This is a genomic window from Rhodococcus sovatensis, assembly GCF_037327425.1.
Lineage (GTDB): Bacteria > Actinomycetota > Actinomycetes > Mycobacteriales > Mycobacteriaceae > Rhodococcoides > Rhodococcoides sovatense.
On sequence record NZ_CP147846.1, the window covers coordinates 2,960,857 to 2,981,149 of the forward strand.

Here is a 20,293-nt window from a genome sequence, read left to right on the forward strand (position 1 = left end):
TTCGGCGATCAAAGATTCCGGGGGGAATGCATGACGGGGGACCTTTCGCAGGCTGTGGATCGACGCGGGCTGCATTCGCGCAACGACGGCGCGGCAGTTCGTGGCGACGACGCACCGAGTCGTAGTGACGCCGGACACCGAGGCACAGCCCCACTGGACCTGTGCAGGCTCACGGTTCTCGGCGAGTCCGTGCAGGTCGATATGGCATTGCCCACCGATGTCCCGATTTCCTTGCTGTTGCCCGGCATCGTGGACGTGCTCGATTCGCGTGGCCCGTCTGCGGCCACCGACCGGCAGGGCCGATCCTGGGTGCTGTCGAAGGTGGGTATGCCGCCGATCGCCGGCACGCTGACGTTGAACGAGGCGTCCATCCGCGATGGTGAACTGCTCGTTCTCGGTGCGGCCGACGCACCGGCGCCACCGCCGTTGTTCGACGACCTGATGTATGCGGTTGCTGCCACCGGCAGCGAGGCTGCGGGATTGTGGACGGCACGAACTGCCCAGCGAGTCGGCTTCGCAGTGGGCGCAATTGCGATCGTGCTCGCGTGCCTTTCGCTGCTCCGACCAGTTCTGGACGTCGGTGACACTGGCTCCGGCAACGCATCATCGCCCGCTGATGTCGAAGCGGGCATCGGCGCCGCGGTGGCAGCTGTGCTCTTCGTCGTCGCCGGTGCGATAGTCGGACGGTTCTACCGGGACGACCGCACCGGTGTCGTCCTGTCGGGGTGCGCCCTCCCACTGATGTTCACCTCCGGGATTCGTTTCGTACCGGGTGAATTCGGCGCACCCCATCTTCTTCTGGGCGGCGCTCTCGTCGGTGCGTCGGCCATCCTCGCGCTACGCTTGGGAAACCACGGCACGGCGTTGTTCACTGCATCGGCGTCCGCCGCTGGACTGGTCTGCGGCGCATCCGCGCTCACGCTGTTCGTCGAATTGCCACTCGCCACCGTGGGCGCAGGAACAGCGGTGATCGCGTTGGCAGGTCTCGCGATCGCACCACGTATCTCGATGATGCAGGCGAGGCTCCCGCTGCCTCCTGTACCGACCGCGGGCGCCCCGCTCGACGAGAACGACGAGGAGGACCAACCGTCTGCCGCCGATCTGGCGCATCTCGCGCGCCGCGCCCGGAGCTACCTCACCGGCCTCGTGTGCGCAGCGTGCGCCGCCGCGGCCACGGGCGCCCTTCTCGCCGCACTGGGATCAGGTTCTGTAGATCGAATCTATTGGCCAGGAGTTTCACTGGCGCTCGCGACCGCACTGATACTCGTACTCCGCGGACGAACGTTCGCCGAAGTTCACCACGCCGTCCCCCTCGTCGCCGGAGGTTCGACGATCGTTCTCGTCCTGACCTCCTCTGTGGTGTTCGCCGTACGTGACCAATCGCTCGCAATATTCACGGCATGCGTCTTTCTCGCCCTGGCCGCACTGTTCTTCGGATCGTTCATCCCAGTCAGGGAGTACTCGCCAGTGTTGCGACGGGCAGCAGAGCTCGTCGAGTACGCGGCGATTGCGGTCGTGATCCCGGTGGCCTGCTGGGTGTGCGGCCTGTACTCGGCGATGCGGGCCCTGTGATCGGCCGAACGCTACTCGGGTTCCTGTATCGCGCACTGTTCGTCGTCGGTACCGCAGGACTTCTCGGAACGTCGACGCTCGGTGCGGGATTCGCCGCCGCGGATCGGCCCGTCATCGACCCAGCTTTGCTGCCCGGTCCCGCCCCGGCCGCTCCGCCGGAACCCACCGAGCAACGAAACGCCTGCGTGCCGGTGTCGGCGGTGCCCGACGGCACGACTGTCCCCGACGAGATCGGAACCTTGGATTTCGGCGCGGTATGGCCTATCACCCGAGGCGCCGGCCAGCTTGTCGCCGTGATCGACACCGGTGTGTCCCCGCACCCCCGATTGCCCGGACTGCGCCCGGGCGGCGACTACGTCCACACCGGAGATGGCCTGTCGGACTGCGACGCGCACGGCACCCTGGTGGCAGGACTCATCGCAGCGACCCGTGAGCCGGGCAGCGGCTTCTCCGGCGGCGCCCCCGAAGCCCAGATAGTCTCGATAAGACAGTCCAGCAATGCCTTTCAGCGTGAGCGACGAGCAGGCGAGGAGGAAGACGATTCGTCGGTCGAGAATGCATCCGGGTACGGCAATGTGATGACGATGGCCATGGCCGTTCGAACTGCGGCCGACCTCGGCGCTACGGTGATCAACATTTCCGAGGTGGCGTGTGTCCCCGGCGGCACCGGTGTCGCGGACGGACCGCTCGGCGCTGCGATCGACTACGCAGCCCGAGTGAAGGATATCGTGGTCGTCGCCGCAGCCGGGAACACCGGCGGCGCAGGCGGATCTGCTTGCTCTAGCCAGAACCCTTCACCGGACCCCGCCGACCCCTTTGCCGACCAGTGGAATCGCATCGCGACCGTCGCCACTCCGGCCTGGTTCGACGACCAGGTACTCACCGTCGGGTCGGTCGATTCCAGCGGCGCCCCAGCAGCTTTCACGCTGGCCGGACCATGGGTCGACGTTGCGGCTCCCGGCACTTCGATGACGTCGCTGTCACCGACCGGCACAGGACTCGTAAACGGCACCATGGACAACCAGGGAAACATCGCCCCCATTCAGGGCACCAGCTTTTCGGCGCCGCTTGTTGCGGCAATTGCAGCGCTCGTCCGCGCCCACCGGCCCGAACTCGATGCAGCCCAGGTCATCGAACGAATCGAAGCGACGGCACACGCACCGGCTGAGGGATGGAACCCGTTCGTCGGTCACGGAGTCGTCGATCCATTGGCCGCTGTTACCGGTCAAGTCGACGGCATACGAGGCGCAGCCCCGGCAGAGGCAATCGACATCCCCATGCCGACCGAACCGGTCCCACCGGACACGAGACCGCGCTCCGTCGCCCTTGTCGGTGCCGCCGCCGTCGGTGTGGTTCTCGTACTCGGTCTCGGCATATCGATTCCCCTTCGAAACAGGCTGCAACCTCACTCCGCGGGAAGTGTCGTCGCATCCGGGTCGGGTCCGACGCCATCATGAGCAGTCAACGCTGCTGCGCGACTCAACGTCGGTCCGACACCGAGTAATTCGACGATCTGCCATGGAGCCGGAGCCGCAGCTCCGAAGCCCAATGCCTGTGCCGCGTCACCGTCCGCGACACCGAACCGAACACCGGTGTCCGCCACATAGAAGTAGGCGTCGCGCCGCAGACTCGTCGGTGACATTCCCGTCGTCTGAACGAAACCGCCACTACCGGGAGCGAGGTAGACCTCGTCCGCCGCGGGACCGCTCCCGTCGGCCTGCGCAAGTCCGACCGGATGCGCCGACTCCTCCAACGGCAAGGTGCGACCTGTCGATGTGACGACACGCGCGGTGGGTCCACCATCGGGGGCTGCCTGCGGAAGCCAGGACACACATGCAACCGGCTCGGCGCCACTGTCGACGATCGTCGGTCGAGTCGCCGGAAAGGTACCGACGGCAAGCTCGTCGACGGTCGGTGCCCGACGCAGAACATCCGGATTGAGGGAATCGATCTCCGGGCTCCCCTGCGAATCGGCGAACTTGATCAGTTGCGCGGTAGCCTCGGTGATCGACTGGATGCCCTCTGCCAACACCACGTAGTACCGGACGTCGACCCCAGACACTTTCACCACGGACCCGATCGTCTTGCCCGCGATCTCGTAGGCAGGTAGCTGCCCCGCCAGTGGAACAACGGGCGGGACGATCGCCGGAACCATCGGGACCGCATTCACCAGCGCCGAGCTCACATCTGTTGGCGTGTGCCCCTCCAACCCCAGAGCACGAACCACCGAACGATCGGTCAGATCGATCCGCGCGCGAACGCCCCCGTAGACCAAGAAGACCCCGTCGGGCGTTCGCCACAGAAACGCGTCGGTGTCGCCGAGTGGCGCATTGCCGTCGTCGTAGTACGGCTCACCGGCCATCACCGACGTGCCTGCCACCGCCCCTGTGCTCCCGAGTGTGTCGCACACACTCCAGCCGACCGCCGCTCCGTCGGCATCGTAGGGCAGAGACGAAGGCGCACCGGGTATTCCGACCAGCGACCCACGTCGCTTGCCTGCCAGTTCCGACTCCTTCACTATGGTCGGATTCTCCGCCTGACCGACGATCAACCGCGCTGATGCCAGATTGAGAACCGGATGTACGACGTCGTCCAACCGGACGAACATCGCACCCGAATCCTTACCGACGATGATCGACGCGTCGCCGATCTTGTCCTGTGGGCGAAGTAGCGCCAGGGCCGCACAACCTGCGAGTCCCAGGCACGCAACCACCAAACCCACAGCCAGCGCCCGGAGCTGCGAGCGCATGGGGTCGTGCAACATCCGCACATCACGACGGACCAGTGCATGTTCCATCCGTCGGACAAGAAATCGGTACCCGCCGACCTGCCACTTGGTTGTCGGCGTCGCCGCCACGTGTCCCCCCCCTACCGATAATCGACCGACGTTTCCCCCTTCGCCGGCCTCGGCCGTCACAGTACCTACTCCCGGGTCGGTTTGCGATAGAGTCCTCCCGACGAGTCGCGTGGGGACCCGGCTCGTCGATCGAACTTCTCGGGGGGAGGAATCGCGCTATGGCTGTGCTGCTCGGCCGTCACAGCCGTCACAACTTCGGGCTTCGCCTGCCGACGCTGAGGCGTGCGCTCGGTGTCGAGGTCGTCGCCGTCCTGATCTGCGCCCTCGCGCTTGCGACACACATACCTGTGCAGACCGCCCTGATGGTCGGCATTCCACTCGCAGTACTCCCGTTCGTCGTATTCTCGGGCCGCACGTTGCTGGACTGGGCTATCACCGCATTCGAGTACGCCACCGGATCTGTTCCCCCAACCGGGGTCACCTCCGATTACACCGATCCCGACGGCACGACGCTGGGTGTGCACCGACTCGACAGTCATGTCTCGAGCGTCCTCGAACTCCGACCCTCCCCAGGAGCGACCACCCGGCTCGGACGCTCCGGGGCCACCTCGGATTGCTCGCTCGACCTGTCGATGTTGTCGCACTCCCTTGTCCAACATGACATCTCACTGAGCGGCATCACGGTCGTCTCGTACGGTGCGCGTACGGCATCCGGGTCGCCCGCGACCGATGTATACGAGCATCTGATCGGCCCGTTGCCTGCGGTGGCGTCGAGGACCGTGTGGGTGACCGTGACCCTCGACGTTCGCACCAATCATCACGCCGTGGAGGCACGCGGCGGCGGGCACCTCGGAGTGCACCGAACTGTATCGATAGCCACGCAACGCGTTGCACGAGCGCTGCAGGCACACGGCGTCGAGTCACGGATACTCACCCGCCACGAGATCCGATCTGCCGCATCGGACATGTGCCGAGGTGTCTCGCTCGATGCACTCACGGAGAACTGGCGCTCGGCGCCCCTTCCCGGAGCCATCCGTACCGGCTTCGGATTCGATTGCCGCGCGTTGGACGACCGTGCGCTCGCCGATATCTGGGCGGTGCCGGCATTGGCCTCATCCGTAGTGATGCGTCTGTCGCCCACTGCCACAACCGATCACGTCGCACTGAGTGGATCGTGCGGCTTTGTCACCCGAACAATCGCGCCGTCACCTGCACTTGCCGACTCGGTCTCGATGAGGGGTAGGCAGCGCGAAGCTCTGCTGACATCGTTGCCACTGGCGATCACTGCGCCGAACCGTGGCGATCCGGTTCGCGACATCCCCACTGCCCAAGTCGCCGCGGTACGGATTCCCACGTCCGGATGTGGGCAGCTTCTCGGTTCAGACTCCTCAGGTCACGGTGTCGCCGTACGAATCCACGGCCCGGATCTCTCGTCGGTTCATGTCGCAGGCGAGCTGTACCTCGCCCAGCAGCTGGTGTTCAGAGCCATCGCCACAGGCGCCCGGATACTCGTTCGCACCGACCGACCCCATGCCTGGGGGCCTCTCGTCGACTCGGTGGCGACGCCTGACCGACTTCGGATCGAAGGAGGCGGACACCGCACGGGGACGAGAACCGACCTGATCGTTCACGACTTCTCCAGTGAAGTCGACACGCCGGCTCCGTTTCGACACGACCGCGTCACCGTGCTCACGTTGACCGAACTCAGCCCTCGTACGCCGATGTCGGATCCCGACGTGTCCATTGTTCAGCCAGGCGCTGTGGGAGACCGAATTCGTCTCCGCACCCAGCGTTCCGAGACGGAATTGGTGCTCGTCACGATCCCTCAGGAAACAGCGTTCATCGGACGGCCCCGAAGCCTTCGGCAGGCCATCGGTTCCTACTGACCCGGGTACGACCGCAATGCCCGCTGCGTCGTTGCTGCAGTTGCCCACCAGTGCAATTGGTCGAGCATTCGAGCAGCCGAATCCGCGGCAGGCCCGTCGACCACCACGGGGTCCGGCCCGAACGTCTTTCGCGCGCGAGGGAATCCGACGCTGTCGCGAACCGAGACCATGTGCAACTCCGCAGCGACCTGTCGCAGCTGTTCGACCGCTCGCGCACCCCCGTAAAGACCACCGTACGAGACGAATCCGACCGGCTTCCCACGCCACTCGTACTTCACGATGTCGAGTGCGTTCTTCAACGAACCTGGGTAGCCGTGGTTGTACTCCGGCGTCACAAGCACGACTGCGTCAGCGGAGGAGATCCCGGCCGCCAACGTGTCCGCACCGGGCGAGGGCGACAGATCGGCGGGCAGGTTCAGGTCGATCAGATCGATCGTGTTCGCCACGAACTCGGGCCGTTCGGCGACGATACGCAAGAACCACTCCGCAACCGTCGGCCCGAGCCTTCCTGGCCTGACGCTTCCGACGACGACAGCGAGTTCGATCGGCGAGGTGGTCACAGCGCTAGCCTAATCGGTGGAACTTCAGCAACATTCCTCGGACGCCGGGACGGCCGACCGCACCTCACGCGTCGCACTGTTGCGCGCTGCGAGATCGTGCGCCGCCGGGTAGTCCACCGCAACAAGCGACAATCCGTGTGCCGGAGCGACGGTCACCGAACTCGAACGTGTACGGGTGTCGAGTAGCGCTGCGGTCCACTCCGGGGTTCGCCTTCCCTCCCCTACCGCCTGCATCGCCCCGACGAGGCTCCGAACCATCGACCAGCAAAAGGCGTCGGCGCTGACGTACGCGGTGATGCGGTCGCCCCGCTGCTCCCAATCGAAGCGTTGCAACTCACGTACCGTCGTCGCACCGTCTCGTCGTTTGCAGAATGCCGCGAAGTCGTGCAGTCCGATCAGCCGCGCGGACGCGTCACGGACTGCGTCGAGTTCGATCTCACGCGGCCACGAGACGACACTGCGAACCTCCAGTGGGTCGACGCCGTACCGCGCTGTACTGAAACGGTATTCATAGTGGCGTCGCAACGCCGAGAATCGCGCGTCGAAGTCCGCGGTGACTTCTGAGATAGCTTTCACCCGCACGTCGGTCGGCAGAAACCGAGCCAGTCTGCGCACCAGCCTTTGGGGTTCGTCGATTCCCCCGACGGCATCGAAGTGGGCGACTTGTCCGCTTGCGTGGACACCGGCGTCGGTACGTCCTGCCACGGTCAGTTCGATCGACCGGCGCAACACCGTCGAGAGCGCGTCTTCCAGCACCCCGCACACGGTCCGGATTCCTGGTTGGCGCGCCCAACCGGAGAAATCGGTGCCGTCGTAGGCGATGTCCAATCGAAATCTGGTGGGGACCGAAAAAGCGGACCCGCCATTCCCGGTAGGAATGGCGGGTCCGCTTCGGTCGTACTCCGAAACCAAGAGGACTAGTCCTTCTTGGCTTCTTCTGCGTCGGACGAGTCCGACGCGTGTGCGTCCTTGTCTTCGATGCCGTCGACGACTGCTTCGGCGTTCTCGACCTCGGCATCGGTCGCGTCGGCTTCGACAGCCTCGACGACGTTCAGCTCTTCCGATTCCTCGGCAGCCGGTGCAGCGGCAGGCGCCTGCGAAGCCTTCACGCGACGCGCGCGATCTGCTTCGTTGGACACCGTCTGCTCGTTGACGAGCTCGATGATGGCCATCGGCGAGTTGTCACCCTTGCGGGGGACGGTCTTGATGATGCGTGTGTAGCCACCGTCGCGATCGGCGAAGAAAGGCCCGATCTCGGCGAAGAGCTTGTGCACGACATCTTTGTTGTTAATCGTCTTGAGTACCTCACGTCGATGAGCCAGGTCACCCTTCTTGGCATGGGTGACAAGCTTTTCGGCGTGGGGACGAAGGCGCTTGGCCTTCGACTCGGTCGTGGTGATGCGGCCGTGCTCGAAGAGTGCCGTCGCCAGGTTGGCCAGGATGGCCTTCTGGTGCGACGCCGACCCGCCGAGACGGCGGCCCTTGGTGGGCTTGGGCATGATGAATCTCCTAGTAAGAGCTCCAGCGAGCTGATTACAGCTGTTCTGTCTCGGCGTAGTCCTGCTCGGCGCCTTCGCTGTCTGCGAAGGAACTAGCGTCTGTGTCGCTCCACGTTCCCGTGGTGGCGTCGTATCCGGGGACGGTGGTCGGATCGAAGGACGCGGGGCTGTCCTTGAGCGAAAGGCCGAGCGAGTGCAGCTTGACCTTCACCTCGTCGATGGACTTCTGTCCGAAGTTACGAATGTCCAGCAGATCGGACTCGGTACGACCAACCAGCTCACCGACGGTGTGAACACCCTCGCGCTTGAGGCAGTTGTAGGAACGAACCGTCAGGTCCAGGTCCTCGATGGGGAGTCCGAAGGAAGCGATGTGATCGGCCTCGGCGGGCGAGGGTCCGATCTCGATTCCTTCTGCTTCGACGTTCAGCTCACGGGCGAGACCGAAGAGCTCAACCAGGGTCTTGCCCGCCGAAGCGAGCGCGTCCCGCGCGGTGATGGAGTTCTTGGTCTCCACGTCGAGAACGAGCCGATCGAAGTCGGTGCGCTGTTCGACGCGAGTGGCCTCCACCTTGTAGGTGACCTTGAGCACCGGCGAGTAGATCGAGTCGACCGGGATACGGCCGATCTCTGCGCCGGAGGCCTTGTTCTGAACGGCAGGGACGTAGCCGCGGCCGCGCTCGACTACGAGCTCGACCTCCAACTTGCCCTTGTCGTTCAGGGTCGCGATGTGCAGATCCGGATTGTTCACCGTGACGCCTGCCGGGGGCACGATGTCGCCTGCAGTGACAGCGCCTGGGCCCTGCTTGCGGACGTACATGGTGACCGGCTCGTCCTCTTCGGAACTTACGACGAGACCCTTGAGGTTCAGGATGATGTCGGTGACGTCTTCCTTGACTCCGGGGACCGTGGTGAATTCGTGAAGAACGCCGTCGATACGGATGCTGGTGACAGCAGCGCCGGGGATCGACGACAGAAGGGTACGGCGGAGCGAGTTGCCGAGGGTGTAACCGAAGCCAGGCTCGAGCGGCTCGATGACGAATTTCGAGCGGTTGTCGGCGATGACCTCTTCGGTCAACGTCGGGCGCTGTGAAATGAGCATTGTGTGTTCCTCCTGTACGGACGTCCGCTATTTGACGTCCACGTGTGGAGGCGAGAACGCCTGCGAGTGTCAGGTGTGGCACTCGCAGGCGCGCTACGCCTTACTTCGAGTAGTACTCGACGATGAGCTGCTCCTGGAGCGGCACATCGATCTGTGCGCGCTCCGGTACCCGGTGAACCAGGATACGAAGACGGTTCGGAACGACCTGCAGCCACGGAGCCACGGGACGATCGCCGTAGCTCTCGCGTGCAATCTGGATCGGCAGAGTCTGTGCCGACTTCTCGCGGACATCGATGATGTCGTACTGCGAGACGCGGTAGCTGGGGATGTCCACTCGCTTGTTGTTGACGAGGAAGTGGCCGTGCGTGACCAGCTGGCGCGCCTGACGACGGGTGCGTGCCAGTCCGGCACGGTAAACCACGTTGTCGAGACGAGTCTCGAGGATCGTCAGCAGGTTCTCACCGGTCTTGCCGGGGCGCCTGTTGGCTTCCTTGTAGTACAGACGGAACTGCTTCTCCATGACGCCGTAGGTGAAGCGAGCCTTCTGCTTCTCCTGCAGCTGGAGCAGGTACTCGCTCTCCTTGATCCGCGCGCGGCCATGCTGGCCGGGCGGGTAAGGACGGCGCTCGAACGCCTGGTCGCCTCCGACGAGGTCGACGCGCAGACGACGCGACTTGCGGGTGATAGGACCGGTATAACGTGCCATTTTCTAAACCTTTCCTTCCCGCTAGACCCGACGCCGCTTGGGCGGACGGCAGCCGTTGTGGGGCTGAGGGGTGACATCGGAGATGGTGCCGACCTCGAGGCCAGCGGCCTGAAGCGAGCGGATCGCGGTCTCACGGCCGGAGCCGGGACCCTTGACGAAAACGTCGACCTTCTTGACGCCGTGCTCTTGCGCCTTGCGTGCAGCACTTTCGGCTGCGAGCTGGGCGGCGAACGGCGTCGACTTGCGCGAGCCCTTGAAGCCCACGTGGCCCGACGACGCCCACGAGATGACGTTGCCGGCCGGGTCGGTGATCGACACGATCGTGTTGTTGAACGTGCTCTTGATGTGCGCAGATCCGTGCGGGACGTTCTTCTTGTCCCTGCGACGCGTCTTCTGCGCCTTCTTCGGACCGGTACCGCGTGCTTTAGGGGGCATTACTTCGCCTTCTTCTTGCCGGCAATGGTGCGCTTGGGGCCCTTACGGGTGCGCGCATTGGTCTTGGTGCGCTGTCCACGGACGGGCAGACCACGACGGTGGCGAAGGCCCTGGTAGCAGCCGATTTCGATCTTGCGACGGATGTCGGCCTGAACCTCGCGGCGCAGGTCGCCCTCGACCTTGAGGGACTCCTCGATGTACTCGCGGAGCTTCGTCAGATCTTCGTCGGCCAGATCCTTGCTGCGCAGATCAGGGTTGACCCCGGTTGCGTCGAGGATTTCCTTGGAGCGGGTACGGCCTACGCCGTAGATGTAAGTCAGTGCGATCTCCATGCGCTTTTCGCGCGGCAGATCCACACCTGCGAGACGTGCCATGTGGCAATCCTTTTCTTGTCCGGAGGTCTGCTCCCAGTCCGTCCCCTGTGTTCTTCTCACCGCTGGGGTGTGAAGCGTCTTTCAACCAACTCAGTGGGGCCCCGGCCTCCGTGCCGGGGGTATGCCGCAACGCGTATGTCGCGGTTGGTGCTGGGAGGTCATCTTCTAGCTATGTGCCAAGCCGAAATGCGAATGCTCGGTGGTTATCCCTGACGCTGCTTGTGACGCAGGTTGTCGCAGATCACCATGACTCGCCCGTTACGACGAATCACCTTGCACTTCTCGCAGATCTTCTTGACGCTCGGCTGAACCTTCACGTCGTTTGATCTCCTGTGTGTAGCTCGCGCATCGGTGACCCGAAGCCGCGAGCATGGTTCTCTCCGACCGGACATGGCCGGAGAAGCTCTTACTTGTAGCGGTAAACGATGCGTCCACGCGTGAGGTCGTACGGAGAAAGCTCCACTACGACACGATCCTCTGGGAGGATACGAATGTAGTGCTGGCGCATCTTTCCGCTGATGTGTGCGAGTACCTTGTGGCCGTTCTCGAGCTCAATGCGAAACATCGCATTGGGCAACGGTTCGACTACCCGGCCCTCGACCTCGATGGCACCGTCTTTCTTAGCCATATCCTCCGCGTCCCTGGCGTTATACCTGGTTGATTGCATCTGTTTTCCGTTAACGTGATGCACACTGGCCGTCGACACGAAGCCGAAGGTTTCACCGGATGAACGAGGGCCAGGCTTGCGCAGGCATGCGAACAACCGGCGCGCAGAGCGCACCGTCGACCTATGTTACCGGTAAACGACCACCAGGCCAAATGCGCTCGAACCAGCGCTACCAGCCGGGTCCAGACCTGATTGCTACTCCGGGCGGAGAGTCAGGATTCGAGGACCGTCTTCGGTGACCGCAACGGTGTGTTCCCAGTGTGCAGAACGAGATCCGTCGGTGGTGACGACAGTCCAGTCGTCATCCAGAATTTCGGTCTCGTACGTGCCGAGGGTGAGCATCGGTTCGATAGCGAGCGTCGATCCCACTACGAGTTCGGGTCCCTTACCGGGTGCGCCTTCGTTCGCGAGGAACGGTTCCATGTGCATCTCACGACCGATGCCGTGGCCGCCGTAACCGTCGACGATGCCGTACTTGCGGCCGTGCAGCTTCTCGGCTGCGTACGTTCCGTTCTCGATGGCATGCGAGACGTCGGTGAGTCGGTTGCCGGGCAGCATCGCGGCGATGCCTGCTTCCATCGACAGCCGCGTCGCTTCGCTGAGAAGCGCGTCGGCCTCGATGATCTGCCCTACGCCGAATGTCCACGCGGAGTCCCCGTGCCAGCCGTCGAGAATTGCGCCGCAATCGATCGAGATCAAATCGCCTTCGACGAGGATGTCGTCGGCCGACGGAATGCCATGCACGACACGGTCGTTCACCGACGAGCAGATGCTGCCGGTGAAGCCGTGGTATCCGAGAAACGAGGGAACGGCCCCTGCTTCTCGGATCACCGATTCGGCCACTCGATCGAGATCGAGAGTCGATACGCCGGGCTTGGCCGCGTCACGCACGGCAACCAGAGCGGCGCCGACGACGGCTCCCGCGGCAGCCATGGCATCGAGCTCACCGGGGCTGCGAAAGGGCACTACCTTGCGCTTACGACCGAACGCCATTACTTGTCGAGACCCTCGATCGCCTTCAGTGCCCGAGCGCTGACTTCCTCGACGTCGCCCATCGCGTCGACCGCGAGGATCTGGTCACGGTAGTGGTCGAGAAGTGGCGCCGTCTCGTCGCGGTACACCTTGAGCCGGTTCCGGATGACGTCTTCCGTGTCGTCTGCGCGACCGCGCGAGAGCATGCGTTTGACGACGATGTCCTCGTCGACGACGAACGACAGGACAGCGTCGAGCTTCGCTCCCAGATCCGCGAGAATGTCGACGAGCGACTCGGCCTGACCGACGGACCGGGGAAAGCCGTCGAGAAGGAATCCGTTGACGGCATCAGGTTCGGCGAGGCGGCTACGAACCATGTCCACGGTCAGTTCACTCGGTACGAGGTCTCCCGCGTCGAGGTACTTCTTCGCTTCGATTCCGAGTGGTGTCTGCTCACCGATGTTCGCGCGGAACAGGTCACCGGTCGAAATGTGGGGTACACCCAACTTCTGCGACAGAACTTCCGCCTGGGTGCCTTTGCCTGCACCGGGAGGACCAAGTAGAACGAGTCTCACTTGAGGAACCCTTCGTAGTTACGCTGCATCAACTGACTTTCGATCTGCTTCACGGTATCGAGACCGACACTGACCATGATCAGCACCGCGGTGCCACCGAACGGCAGGTTCTGCCCGCCACCGGAGCTTCCGATATCGAGGAACAGGTTGGGCAATACGGCAATGGTGCCCAGGTAGATCGCGCCCGGCAGGGTGATGCGGCTGAGGACGTAGTTCAGGTAGTCGGCGGTCGGCCTGCCCGGACGAATTCCGGGGATGAACCCACCGAACTTCTTCATCTCGTCGGCCCGTTCCTCCGGATTGAAGGTGATGGCGACGTAGAAGTAGGTGAAGAAGACGATGAGTCCGAAGTAGATGGAGATGTACACCGGGTTCGCCGGGTTCACCAGATACTCGTTGATGATTCGCTGCCACCAGGACGGGTCCGTCGCAGTGCTCGCAGATGTGAGCTGAGCGATCAGGTTCGGCAGGTACAACAGCGAGGACGCGAAGATCACCGGGATAACACCGGCCTGGTTGACCTTGAGCGGTAGGTACGTAGACGATCCGCCGTACATCTTGCGTCCGACCATGCGCTTGGCGTATTGGACCGGAATACGACGCTGGCCCTGCTCGACGAACACAACGCCGGCGATGATCAGGAACGCGGCGACGCAGACCATCGCGAAGACAAGGCCTCCGCGGCTGTCGAGGATGGACTTGCCTTCCGACGGAATGCGCGAGGCGATACCGGCGAAAATGAGAAGCGACATCCCGTTGCCCACGCCGCGCTCGGTGATGACCTCACCGAGCCACATGACCACCGCTGCACCCGCCGTCATGACGAGAACGATGATCACCAGGCCGAAGATGCTCTGGTCGGCAATGATGTCCTGCTGGCATCCCTGAAGGAGCTGTCCACGCGAGGCGAGAGCGACGAGACCGGTTGCCTGCAGGATCGCGAGGGCGATCGAGAGATAACGCGTGTACTGCGTCATCTTGGCTTGGCCGGACTGACCTTCCTTGCGCAGTTCCTCGAACTTCGGGATTACCACCGTCAGAAGCTGGACGATGATGCTCGCGGTGATGTACGGCATGATGCCGATCGCGAAGACCGACAGCTGCAGCAGCGCACCACCGGAGAACAAGTTGATGAGCGAGTAGATACCCGCTTGGTCGCCACCGGAGACCTGGTCGATGCAGGCTCGGACGTTGGCGTAATCCACACCGGGAGACGGAAGAGTAGCGCCGAAGCGATACAGGGCCACCAGACCGAGTGTGAAAAGGATCTTCCGTCTCAGGTCAGGGGTCCTGAGGGCCGACACGAAGGCGGAAAGCAAAGATCCTCCTGGCACGACTGCGATGGTGTCGAAACATCCCTCGAACCCGGATGGGTACTCGGAGCGTTCGACCTTGGACTGCGAACGACATGGATCGTCCGCATGAAAGGCATTGTCACTGAACTCTAGAACTCTAACAGTGCGCGGCGGACCGCCCGTCGGTCAGTCTGCACCCGGCCCGATGGGCTCGGTACTTACCTACCCGCACCGATACTGTCCTGCAGTGGCAACGATGGCCGCAGCGTGAGCCTCTTTCGAGGCTTGCCGCTGCGGCCATCGACACACTATTGCTCACTTCGACGAACAGTCGACGTGGCTATACCTCGGTTGCGCTACCGCCTGCAGCAGCGATCTTTTCCTTGGCAGAGCCGGTGAACTTGTTGACGGAGATGTCGACCTTGACGGTCAGCTTTCCGTCGCCGAGTACCTTGACGGGCTCGTTCTTGCGAACCGCACCCTTGGCGATCAGCTCGGCGATGCCGACCTGGCCACCCTCGGGGAACAGCCGCTCGATGTCGCGAAGGTTCACGACCTGGAACTCGACACGGTTCGGGTTGGTGAAGCCCTTGAGCTTCGGGAGACGCATGTGAAGGGGCATCTGGCCACCTTCGAAGCGTGCCGGCACGTTCTTGCGTGCGCCGGTTCCCTTGGTACCGCGACCTGCGGTCTTGCCGCGCTTGCCGCCTTCACCGCGGCCGACGCGAATCTTCGTCGACTTGGATCCGGGAGCAGGGCGGAGGTGATGCAGTTTGATGGTCATGGCTAGACCTCCTCAACAGTTACGAGGTGGCGGACAACATTGACCAGACCTCGGGTCTGCGGGGTGTCGTCACGGACGACGGACTGGCGAATGCCTTTGAGTCCGAGGGTCCGCAGGCTGTCCCGCTGGTTCGACTTCTGGCCGATGGTGCTCTTGATCTGAGTGACCTTCAGCTGTGCCATTACTTCACCGCTCCTGCCTGTGCACGCGCACGAAGCATTCCGGCGGGTGCAACCTCTTCGAGGGTCAGACCGCGACGAGCCGCGACCTCCTCGGGACGCTGCAAGCCCTTGAGCGCTGCCACGGTGGCATGCACGACGTTGATCGCGTTGTCGCTACCGAGCGACTTCGAGAGCACGTCGTGGATGCCGGCGCACTCCAGCACGGCGCGAACAGCACCACCGGCGATGACTCCGGTACCGGCACTGGCCGGACGGAGCATGACGATGCCTGCTGCTGCTTCACCCTGGATGGGGTGCGTGATGGTTCCGCCGATCATCGGGACACGGAAGAAGCTCTTGCGAGCTTCCTCGACGCCCTTCTGGATCGCCGCGGGAACTTCCTTGGCCTTGCCGTAGCCGACGCCGACCAAGCCGTTGCCGTCTCCGACGATGACGAGGGCGGTGAAGCTGAAGCGTCGACCACCCTTGACCACCTTGGAGACGCGGTTGATCGCGACTACGCGCTCGATGAAGTTCGACTTCTCGGCAGCGTTTCCGCCACGCGAGTTGTCGCGACGGTCGCGTCCACCACGGTTGTCACCGCGGTTGTCGCCACCACTGTTCGGTCCACTGTTCTGTCCGGCGGGGCCGCTTCCACCGTCACGCCGTTGACGTCCCGGCATCAGGCTGTCCTTCCGTTGTCAGTAAGAGTCATCAGAATGCCAACCCACTCTCGCGGGCAGCATCTGCCAGTGCCGCGATGCGGCCGCTGTAGTTGTTGCCGCCACGGTCGAAGACGACCGCGTCGATTCCGGCAGCCTTCGCGCGGCTGGCAATGAGCTCGCCGACCTTCGCGCTCTGGGCCTTCTTGTCTCCGTCGAGCGCACGCACGTCGGCCTCGATCGTCGACGCGCTGGCCAGCGTGTGGCCCGCGAGATCGTCGACCAACTGGACGTGGATGTGCCGTGCGGAGCGGTTGACGACCAAGCGCGGACGCTCGGGCGTTCCGGAGATCTTCTTGCGAAGGCGGAAGTGACGACGCGCCTTCGACAAGCGACGCTTCGTCGACACATCGGTTCCGCGAGGTGTGCGGTCGACCTTCGCCTTGTCTGCTGTTTGCTGGCTCATATCACTTACCCGTCTTTCCGACCTTGCGGCGGATAACTTCACCCTCGTAGCGGATGCCCTTGCCCTTGTACGGGTCGGGGCGCCGCAGACGACGAATGTTGGCCGCGATTTGGCCGACCTTCTGCTTGTCGATACCGATGATGGTGAATCGCGTGGGCGACTCGACCGTGAACGTGATGCCCTCCGGTGCTTCGATCAGCACAGGGTGGCTGTACCCGAGGGCGAACTCGAGGTCCTTGCCCTTGAGCACAACGCGGTAACCGACGCCGTGGATCTCCATCTTGGTGGTGTAACCGTTGGTGACACCGGTGATGAGATTGGCAACGAGGGTGCGCGAAAGTCCATGCAGCGAGCGACTACGACGCTCGTCGTCCGGACGGGTGACAGCGATGGTGCCGTCGTCCGCGCGTGCGATCTGGATGGGCTCGGCGATTGTCAGGTTCAAGGCACCCTTGGGTCCCTTGACTGCAACATTCTGGCCGTCGATCGTGATGTCGACGCCCGCGGGGACCGTGACCGGCAATTTTCCAATACGTGACATGGTGGTGGCCTCCCCTACCAGACGTAGGCGAGGACTTCTCCGCCCACACCCTGCTTGGCCGCCTGACGCTCTGTGAGCAAACCGGTGGACGTGGAGATGATCGCCACGCCCAGGCCGCCGAGAACCTTGGGCAGATTGGTGGATTTTGCGTACACGCGAAGGCCAGGCTTCGAAATGCGGCGCACGCCTGCGAGGCTGCGCTCGCGGCTGGGTCCGTACTTGAGATCGACGATGAGGGTCTTGCCCACCTCGGCGTCCTCGGTACGGAAATCGGAGATGTAGCCCTCACGCTTGAGGATCTCGGCGATGTTCGCCTTCAGCTTCGAGTGGGGAAGCTTCACCTCGTCGTGGTACGCCGAGTTGGCGTTGCGCAGACGGGTCAAGAAGTCTGCAATTGGATCGGTCATCGTCATGGTGTGACCTGTGCACCTTTCTCGCAGCGGTTCCCATGCAACACGCGCGAACTGGTGCCCCTGGGTGGTTCAAGACCCGGGAGGCCTGGTTCGTCACATCGTGGGCCTACAACGAAGTAAACATGTCCTGACCGACTGTTGCCGGTCAGGGGTTGCGCTCCAAGCAGTGCATCGCTGCACTGCCAGGTGTTTCGAGCTCCCGCATGTTCAATGCTGACGTGCGGAGAACTCGAGATTGCGTAGATATTGCAAGGACTCGCGTGCAGGCACGACGAAGCCCGGGCAACCGCACAAGTGTAGGCAACCGGTGGTCAAACTCCAAATCGTCCGTGCTAACGGGACGCCTGATCCCCGACGAACGGAGCACCCGGTTCCTTCACTCTGCCTCGAGGCGTTCCGTATCAGTGCGCGGAAAACCTCGACCGCTGGATTTGTTGACGATGTAGGTGACCGCCCACAGCACGACTCCGATCAAGAGCATCGCGCCGGCAATCTTGTATTGGATCATCTGTGACTCGGTTCGGGCCCAGGGTCCGACGAGGAACAAACACAGTGCTGCGCCTGCGACCGGAACCCACACCGGCGCACGGAAGAAGGTCTTGTCCGGGCGTTGCTCGAGGACCAAACACGCGACGTTCACGACCGAAAATACTCCGAGAAGTAGAAGACCAGTGGTCCCCGACAGTGCGCTGACCACCGAGTTACCGGACAGGCGGTTGACGACGACTATGAGCCCGATTGCCATCGCAGTGGTGAAGATGATCGCAGCCCACGGCGACCGTCGACCAGGGAGAACGGCGCCGAGCGACATCGGGAGCACCTTCTGTCGGGCTAACCCGTAGATGCACCTGCTCGCCATGAGCATGTTTATGAGCGCGGTGTTCGCCACCGCGAAGACTGTCAAATACGGGAAAATTTCGTCGATTGGAAGACCCGGCGCCCCGGTGCGGACTACGTGCAGCAGAATTCCTTCGCTGCCCGAGTCGTAGTTCAGCGGCAGCACTGCAATCACCGCGACGACCACCAACACATAGATGAGGCATGCGATGCCGAGACCGGACAACATCATTTTCGGGAAGATCTTCTGTGGCTCCTTGGTCTCTTCGACCATGTTGACGGAGTCCTCGAAACCGACCATGGCAAAGAACGCGATTGTGGTCGCGACCGTGACGGCGATGAACAGTCCCTTGTCGTTCTGGTCCTCGAAAACGACAAGATTCGCGATGTCCCCCTCTGCGCTCCCCTGCCCGACCGCAACGAACCCGATGACGATGACAATCGCCAGGGCCGCCATCTCGACGGCGGTCAGCACGACGTTGAACTTCACCGACTCTCCGACACCTCGCAAGTTGACCGCGGCGAGGAAACCCATGAAGAGCACGGCGACGACGAGTTGGGAAGTGGAGCCAGTCGGGACGTCGAACCATCCGAGACCGTCTGCGTCACTGAAGGTTTCGTGAAGTCCAGCTAGCAGATTCCCGGCGACGACGTTGGAGGACGTCGCGGCGCTGGTGATACCGGAACAGATCACGGCGAACGCCACGATGAACGTCGCGAAGTGGATGCCGAACGCCTTGTGGGTGTACAGCGCCGCCCCTGCCGCTTGCGGATACTTCGTCACGAGCTCTAGGTACGAGAACGCAGTAAGCGTCGCCACGACGAACGCGAGAACGAACGGCACCCACGCGATACCACCGACGTTCTCGATCATGTCCCCGGTGACCGCGTACACGCCGGCGCCCAGGATGTCGCCGACGATGAACAACAGCAGAAGACCTGGACCGAGCACTCGTTTGAGCTCGTGCGAGTCCGGCTGAGCGTCTTTTCGGTCGTGCGCTACGTCTGCCATCCGTGGACCTCCGCGGTCGTACGTCCATGCCGAAACGTCACTGTTCGAGAAGCGTAAACCGGTGCTTCGTATTCGGCGCGGGTACGAACGGATGGATGACAGAGCGTGCCCGAGAGATCGTGGGACTCCTGGCGCCACCGACGACAAATACGGGCGTGGGTTCCGTGAAGGAACCCACGCCCGTCAGCGTGGTGCGGTGAAGCCCGGAGGCCTCAGATCACCAGGAGCTCTTGCGAACTCCGGGAAGCTCTCCGGCGTGCGCCATCTCGCGAACGCAAATACGGCACAGGCCGAACTTGCGGAACACTGAGTGGGGACGGCCGCAGCGGTTGCAACGCGTGTAGCCACGCACTGCGAACTTCGGCTTCTTGTTGGCCTTGTTGACCAATGCCTTCTTCGCCATGGACTCAGTTCTCCTTGAACGGGAAGCCGAGGTGCTTGAGCAGCGCGCGGCCTTCTTCGTTGTTGGTTGCGGTGGTCACCACAGTGATGTCCATGCCGCGCGGACGATCGATCTTGTCCACGTCGATCTCGTGGAACATCGACTGCTCGTTGAGGCCGAACGTGTAGTTGCCGTTGCCGTCGAACTGCGTGCCCGAGAGGCCACGGAAGTCCCTGATTCGGGGAAGGGCAATGGAGGTCAGCCGGTCCAGGAACTCCCACATGCGGTCGCCACGAAGCGTGACGCGTGCGCCGATGGGCATTCCTTCACGGAGCTTGAACTGCGCGATGGACTTGCGAGCCTTGCGGATCTCCGGCTTCTGACCGGTGATCGCGGCGAGGTCGGCAACTGCACCGTTGATCAGCTTCGCGTCACGGGCGGCGTCGCCGACGCCCATGTTGACGACGACCTTGACGACGCCGGGGATCTGCATGACGTTGTCGTATGCAAACTCGGTGTTGAGGGCGTCCTTGATCTCGGCGCGGTAGCGCGCCTTGAGGCGAGGCTGCGTGCCTGCCGTGTTCTCAGTGGTAGTCAT

25 protein-coding genes are annotated in these 20,293 nt (G+C 63.1%); 3 read left to right on the plus strand and 22 right to left on the minus strand.

Features of this window, described 5'->3' with window-relative positions; genetic code table 11:
- Positions 1 to 30: 30 nt before the first annotated feature.
- Positions 31 to 1,572, plus strand: coding sequence for a type VII secretion integral membrane protein EccD (gene eccD / locus WDS16_RS13835; RefSeq protein ID WP_338893190.1), 1,542 nt, complete (start codon positions 31 to 33; stop codon positions 1,570 to 1,572).
- 23 nt (positions 1,573 to 1,595) lie between these two features.
- Entirely contained in the window at positions 1,596 to 3,029 is a 1,434-nt protein-coding gene (mycP, locus tag WDS16_RS13840; protein ID WP_422395831.1) for a type VII secretion-associated serine protease mycosin, read from the plus strand.
- On the opposite strand, the gene eccB is transcribed toward mycP, so the two are convergent.
- Positions 2,978 to 4,429, minus strand: coding sequence for a type VII secretion protein EccB (gene eccB, locus WDS16_RS13845; protein ID WP_338893191.1), 1,452 nt, complete (start codon positions 4,427 to 4,429; stop codon positions 2,978 to 2,980). The two genes, mycP and eccB, sit on opposite strands and share 52 nt — an antisense overlap.
- Positions 4,430 to 4,587: 158 nt before the next feature.
- Between eccB and eccE the strand changes: the two genes are divergently transcribed.
- Positions 4,588 to 6,255 (plus strand): type VII secretion protein EccE, encoded by a 1,668-nt coding sequence (gene eccE / locus WDS16_RS13850; RefSeq protein WP_338893192.1) that lies wholly within the window; start codon positions 4,588 to 4,590, stop codon positions 6,253 to 6,255.
- Here eccE and WDS16_RS13855 read toward each other — a convergent pair.
- From WDS16_RS13855 to rplE, 21 genes are all read right to left on the minus strand, one after another.
- A complete protein-coding gene (locus tag WDS16_RS13855; RefSeq protein WP_338893193.1) occupies positions 6,249 to 6,815 on the minus strand; it encodes an NAD(P)H-dependent oxidoreductase in 567 nt (188 codons plus the stop codon). The two genes, eccE and WDS16_RS13855, sit on opposite strands and share 7 nt — an antisense overlap.
- A gap of 24 nt (positions 6,816 to 6,839) precedes the next feature.
- Entirely contained in the window at positions 6,840 to 7,727 is an 888-nt protein-coding gene (gene truA, locus WDS16_RS13860) for a tRNA pseudouridine(38-40) synthase TruA (protein ID WP_422395799.1), read from the minus strand.
- A 5-nt stretch (positions 7,728 to 7,732) separates the two neighbouring features.
- Positions 7,733 to 8,314 (minus strand): 50S ribosomal protein L17, encoded by a 582-nt coding sequence (rplQ, locus tag WDS16_RS13865; protein WP_338893194.1) that lies wholly within the window; start codon positions 8,312 to 8,314, stop codon positions 7,733 to 7,735.
- A gap of 34 nt (positions 8,315 to 8,348) precedes the next feature.
- Positions 8,349 to 9,413 carry a DNA-directed RNA polymerase subunit alpha gene (locus tag WDS16_RS13870; protein WP_068380893.1) on the minus strand — a complete coding sequence of 355 codons (1,065 nt, stop codon included), beginning with the start codon at positions 9,411 to 9,413 and terminating at the stop codon, positions 8,349 to 8,351.
- Between the two features lie 100 nt (positions 9,414 to 9,513).
- Complete coding sequence (gene rpsD, locus WDS16_RS13875; protein ID WP_068380891.1) at positions 9,514 to 10,119, minus strand: 30S ribosomal protein S4; 606 nt, start codon at positions 10,117 to 10,119, stop codon at positions 9,514 to 9,516.
- Between the two features lie 21 nt (positions 10,120 to 10,140).
- Entirely contained in the window at positions 10,141 to 10,554 is a 414-nt protein-coding gene (gene rpsK / locus WDS16_RS13880) for a 30S ribosomal protein S11 (protein WP_008718225.1), read from the minus strand.
- Positions 10,554 to 10,928, minus strand: coding sequence for a 30S ribosomal protein S13 (rpsM, locus tag WDS16_RS13885; RefSeq protein WP_068380888.1), 375 nt, complete (start codon positions 10,926 to 10,928; stop codon positions 10,554 to 10,556). The genes rpsK and rpsM overlap by 1 nt, the downstream gene beginning before the upstream one ends.
- A gap of 203 nt (positions 10,929 to 11,131) precedes the next feature.
- Positions 11,132 to 11,245, minus strand: a complete 114-nt coding sequence (gene rpmJ / locus WDS16_RS13890; RefSeq protein WP_025347279.1) for a 50S ribosomal protein L36 — start codon at positions 11,243 to 11,245, stop codon at positions 11,132 to 11,134.
- Positions 11,246 to 11,334: 89 nt separating this feature from the next.
- Positions 11,335 to 11,556, minus strand: coding sequence for a translation initiation factor IF-1 (infA, locus tag WDS16_RS13895; protein WP_005140011.1), 222 nt, complete (start codon positions 11,554 to 11,556; stop codon positions 11,335 to 11,337).
- A gap of 234 nt (positions 11,557 to 11,790) precedes the next feature.
- Positions 11,791 to 12,588 (minus strand): type I methionyl aminopeptidase, encoded by a 798-nt coding sequence (gene map / locus WDS16_RS13900; RefSeq protein WP_338893195.1) that lies wholly within the window; start codon positions 12,586 to 12,588, stop codon positions 11,791 to 11,793.
- The gene (locus WDS16_RS13905; protein WP_338893196.1) at positions 12,588 to 13,142 is read right to left on the minus strand and encodes an adenylate kinase; all 555 of its coding nucleotides are present in this window, start codon (positions 13,140 to 13,142) and stop codon (positions 12,588 to 12,590) included. Before WDS16_RS13905 ends, map begins: the two co-directional genes overlap by 1 nt.
- Positions 13,139 to 14,461 carry a preprotein translocase subunit SecY gene (gene secY, locus WDS16_RS13910; RefSeq protein WP_338893438.1) on the minus strand — a complete coding sequence of 441 codons (1,323 nt, stop codon included), beginning with the start codon at positions 14,459 to 14,461 and terminating at the stop codon, positions 13,139 to 13,141. Before secY ends, WDS16_RS13905 begins: the two co-directional genes overlap by 4 nt.
- Before the next feature lie 316 nt (positions 14,462 to 14,777).
- Positions 14,778 to 15,221, minus strand: a complete 444-nt coding sequence (gene rplO / locus WDS16_RS13915; protein ID WP_068380877.1) for a 50S ribosomal protein L15 — start codon at positions 15,219 to 15,221, stop codon at positions 14,778 to 14,780.
- A 2-nt stretch (positions 15,222 to 15,223) separates the two neighbouring features.
- Entirely contained in the window at positions 15,224 to 15,403 is a 180-nt protein-coding gene (gene rpmD, locus WDS16_RS13920) for a 50S ribosomal protein L30 (RefSeq protein WP_068380873.1), read from the minus strand.
- Positions 15,403 to 16,065 carry a 30S ribosomal protein S5 gene (gene rpsE, locus WDS16_RS13925; protein WP_068380871.1) on the minus strand — a complete coding sequence of 221 codons (663 nt, stop codon included), beginning with the start codon at positions 16,063 to 16,065 and terminating at the stop codon, positions 15,403 to 15,405. The genes rpmD and rpsE overlap by 1 nt, the downstream gene beginning before the upstream one ends.
- A gap of 31 nt (positions 16,066 to 16,096) precedes the next feature.
- Positions 16,097 to 16,510: a 50S ribosomal protein L18 gene (rplR, locus tag WDS16_RS13930; RefSeq protein WP_068380861.1), complete on the minus strand. Its 414-nt coding sequence runs from the start codon at positions 16,508 to 16,510 to the stop codon at positions 16,097 to 16,099.
- Between the two features lies 1 nt (position 16,511).
- Positions 16,512 to 17,051, minus strand: coding sequence for a 50S ribosomal protein L6 (gene rplF, locus WDS16_RS13935; protein WP_338893197.1), 540 nt, complete (start codon positions 17,049 to 17,051; stop codon positions 16,512 to 16,514).
- 14 nt (positions 17,052 to 17,065) lie between these two features.
- Positions 17,066 to 17,464 carry a 30S ribosomal protein S8 gene (gene rpsH / locus WDS16_RS13940; RefSeq protein WP_068380855.1) on the minus strand — a complete coding sequence of 133 codons (399 nt, stop codon included), beginning with the start codon at positions 17,462 to 17,464 and terminating at the stop codon, positions 17,066 to 17,068.
- 376 nt (positions 17,465 to 17,840) lie between these two features.
- Positions 17,841 to 19,313, minus strand: coding sequence for an APC family permease (locus tag WDS16_RS13945; protein ID WP_338893198.1), 1,473 nt, complete (start codon positions 19,311 to 19,313; stop codon positions 17,841 to 17,843).
- A gap of 217 nt (positions 19,314 to 19,530) precedes the next feature.
- Positions 19,531 to 19,716 carry a type Z 30S ribosomal protein S14 gene (locus WDS16_RS13950; protein WP_068380853.1) on the minus strand — a complete coding sequence of 62 codons (186 nt, stop codon included), beginning with the start codon at positions 19,714 to 19,716 and terminating at the stop codon, positions 19,531 to 19,533.
- A 4-nt stretch (positions 19,717 to 19,720) separates the two neighbouring features.
- Positions 19,721 to 20,293, minus strand: coding sequence for a 50S ribosomal protein L5 (gene rplE / locus WDS16_RS13955; RefSeq protein ID WP_068380850.1), 573 nt, complete (start codon positions 20,291 to 20,293; stop codon positions 19,721 to 19,723).

Bases quoted from the DNA above. Each gene is read 5' to 3' on its own strand.
- rpsE (WP_068380871.1), bottom strand. From the start codon at position 16,065: ATGCCGGGACGTCAACGGCGTGACGGTGGAAGCGGCCCCGCCGGACAG.
- rplR (WP_068380861.1), bottom strand. From the start codon at position 16,510: ATGAGCCAGCAAACAGCAGACAAGGCGAAGGTCGACCGCACACCTCGC.
- eccE (WP_338893192.1), top strand. From the start codon at position 4,588: ATGGCTGTGCTGCTCGGCCGTCACAGCCGTCACAACTTCGGGCTTCGC.
- rplO (WP_068380877.1), bottom strand. From the start codon at position 15,221: ATGACCATCAAACTGCATCACCTCCGCCCTGCTCCCGGATCCAAGTCG.
- WDS16_RS13945 (WP_338893198.1), bottom strand. From the start codon at position 19,313: ATGGCAGACGTAGCGCACGACCGAAAAGACGCTCAGCCGGACTCGCAC.
- WDS16_RS13950 (WP_068380853.1), bottom strand. From the start codon at position 19,716: ATGGCGAAGAAGGCATTGGTCAACAAGGCCAACAAGAAGCCGAAGTTC.
- rplE (WP_068380850.1), bottom strand. From the start codon at position 20,293: ATGACTACCACTGAGAACACGGCAGGCACGCAGCCTCGCCTCAAGGCG.
- map (WP_338893195.1), bottom strand. From the start codon at position 12,588: ATGGCGTTCGGTCGTAAGCGCAAGGTAGTGCCCTTTCGCAGCCCCGGT.
- rpmD (WP_068380873.1), bottom strand. From the start codon at position 15,403: ATGGCACAGCTGAAGGTCACTCAGATCAAGAGCACCATCGGCCAGAAG.
- rplF (WP_338893197.1), bottom strand. From the start codon at position 17,051: ATGTCACGTATTGGAAAATTGCCGGTCACGGTCCCCGCGGGCGTCGAC.
- infA (WP_005140011.1), bottom strand. From the start codon at position 11,556: ATGGCTAAGAAAGACGGTGCCATCGAGGTCGAGGGCCGGGTAGTCGAA.
- rpsH (WP_068380855.1), bottom strand. From the start codon at position 17,464: ATGACGATGACCGATCCAATTGCAGACTTCTTGACCCGTCTGCGCAAC.
- WDS16_RS13870 (WP_068380893.1), bottom strand. From the start codon at position 9,413: ATGCTCATTTCACAGCGCCCGACGTTGACCGAAGAGGTCATCGCCGAC.
- rpsD (WP_068380891.1), bottom strand. From the start codon at position 10,119: ATGGCACGTTATACCGGTCCTATCACCCGCAAGTCGCGTCGTCTGCGC.
- eccD (WP_338893190.1), top strand. From the start codon at position 31: ATGACGGGGGACCTTTCGCAGGCTGTGGATCGACGCGGGCTGCATTCG.
- rpsM (WP_068380888.1), bottom strand. From the start codon at position 10,928: ATGGCACGTCTCGCAGGTGTGGATCTGCCGCGCGAAAAGCGCATGGAG.
- rpsK (WP_008718225.1), bottom strand. From the start codon at position 10,554: ATGCCCCCTAAAGCACGCGGTACCGGTCCGAAGAAGGCGCAGAAGACG.
- rplQ (WP_338893194.1), bottom strand. From the start codon at position 8,314: ATGCCCAAGCCCACCAAGGGCCGCCGTCTCGGCGGGTCGGCGTCGCAC.